The sequence below is a fragment of the Neobacillus cucumis genome (genome assembly GCF_002860255.1).
GTDB lineage: Bacteria > Bacillota > Bacilli > Bacillales > Cytobacillaceae > Neobacillus > Neobacillus cucumis_A.
The window spans coordinates 1-1,599 of the sequence record NZ_PGVE01000059.1 but is presented as its reverse complement, the minus strand read 5'-3'; the positions used below and the strand labels follow the sequence as shown (position 1 = coordinate 1,599).

Below are 1,599 nucleotides of genomic sequence, written 5' to 3'. Positions count from 1 at the left end.
CAGGATGAGCATGACCTAAACTGACGACTGCGATCCCGCTAGTAAAGTCTAAATAATCTTTCCCTTTATCGTCTGTTACTACGGTACCATTTCCTTTTACGAGATGTACCGCGCGTCTTGCATAGTTATTGAATAAATACGTCACACGATTGCCTCCTCATTGGTAATGACCGTGCCTTTTAATTTTTGACAGACAATTTGTACAGATGGAATACCCGCTTCTAGACAATCGATAGCCGCCATAACTTTCGGGATCATTCCTCCGTAAATATCTTCTGTTTCAATCCAGCCATAAATAGCTTGGGGTCCCACTTCTGCTTGAGGACGATCTTGAATGCGGATTCCCGATGTATCCGTAACTAATAATAAACTTTCTGCCTCGACAGCTAATGCAATTCGACTCGCGACTGTATCCGCGTTAACATTCAATGGTTCTCCAGAAATGGTTGCACCGATACAAGAAATAACAGGAATAATTCCTGCATCTAGTAGCGCATCCAAGACTTCTGTTTTAACTGTTTTTATTTCTCCCACATAACCATACGTTTCAAAGTCAAGTACATCACATGTAAATAAGTTCGCATCGAATCCACTTAATCCAATCGCCTTGATTCCTTCATGATTAAAGCGATGTACGAGCGTTGGATTTACTTGACCAATCATGATCGACTGGATGATACCAATTGCTTCAGCAGACGTAACACGGAATCCTTTAACTACAGTCGAAGTGACTTCTTGATTTTCAAGCTCTTGATTAATGTTTGGTCCTCCGCCATGAACAATAATTACTTGAACACCATCTTGCTGTAATTTTTTCACACCCTGGAAAAAATTATCGCCTAATTCGTCTAGCATACTGCCACCTAGTTTAATAACCTGTCTTTTACGTGCGGTATGTTGCGTTGATTTGGACGTAGTCATAAGTAAGATCGCACCCCCATGCCATTCCTTGACCAGCTCCCTGGTTTAGTTCTATTGCAAATTTCACTTCATGTTGTTTAAGATAAATCAACAGTTTTTCTTCTGAAAATGGAATAGGTTCCCCACCTTCTACTACTACAGTGTCACCGATATAGATTTTGATATCTTCAGGATCTATTGTGGCACCGCTATATCCGACTGCCGCAATAATTCTCCCCCAGTTGGCGTCACAGCCAAATACTGCCGTCTTGACAAGTGGTGAGCCTACAACAGATTTTGCAATTTGACGCGCTTGTTCATCCGAAACTGCACCTGTCACTTTCGCTTCGATTAATTTAGTAGCACCTTCCCCATCTTTAGCGATCATTTTTGCCAAATCACGTGATACGGCATGCAATGCATCGACGAAAGATTGCCATTCGGGATGATCTGGAGTTAATGAATGATTACCCGCAAGTCCGTTTGCCATAACGAGTACCATATCATTCGTTGATGTATCACCGTCTACCGTAATGGAGTTGAATGTTACATCCGTAATTTCTTTTAGTGCTGTTTGTAAATGTTCAGACTCGATATTGGCATCGGTTGTAATGAAGCCTAGCATCGTCGCCATATTCGGTTCAATCATTCCGGAACCTTTTGCAACACCCGCTACTACTACTTCACGATCATCAATCA

Annotated in this window: 3 protein-coding genes; all 3 read right to left on the bottom strand. The window is 41.7% G+C overall.

The features are described from left to right. The coding region (locus tag CVD27_RS15395; RefSeq protein ID WP_142384105.1) for an aminotransferase class III-fold pyridoxal phosphate-dependent enzyme at positions 1 to 145 on the bottom strand (145 nt) is incomplete at its 3' end. Then, positions 142 to 921 (bottom strand): acetylglutamate kinase, encoded by a 780-nt coding sequence (argB, locus tag CVD27_RS15390; protein ID WP_101648787.1) that lies wholly within the window; start codon positions 919 to 921, stop codon positions 142 to 144. The genes argB and CVD27_RS15395, both read right to left, overlap by 4 nt. Continuing rightward, positions 884 to 1,599 (bottom strand): bifunctional ornithine acetyltransferase/N-acetylglutamate synthase (gene argJ, locus CVD27_RS15385; protein ID WP_101648786.1); only part of this gene is annotated, 716 nt, incomplete at its 5' end. The genes argB and argJ, both read right to left, overlap by 38 nt.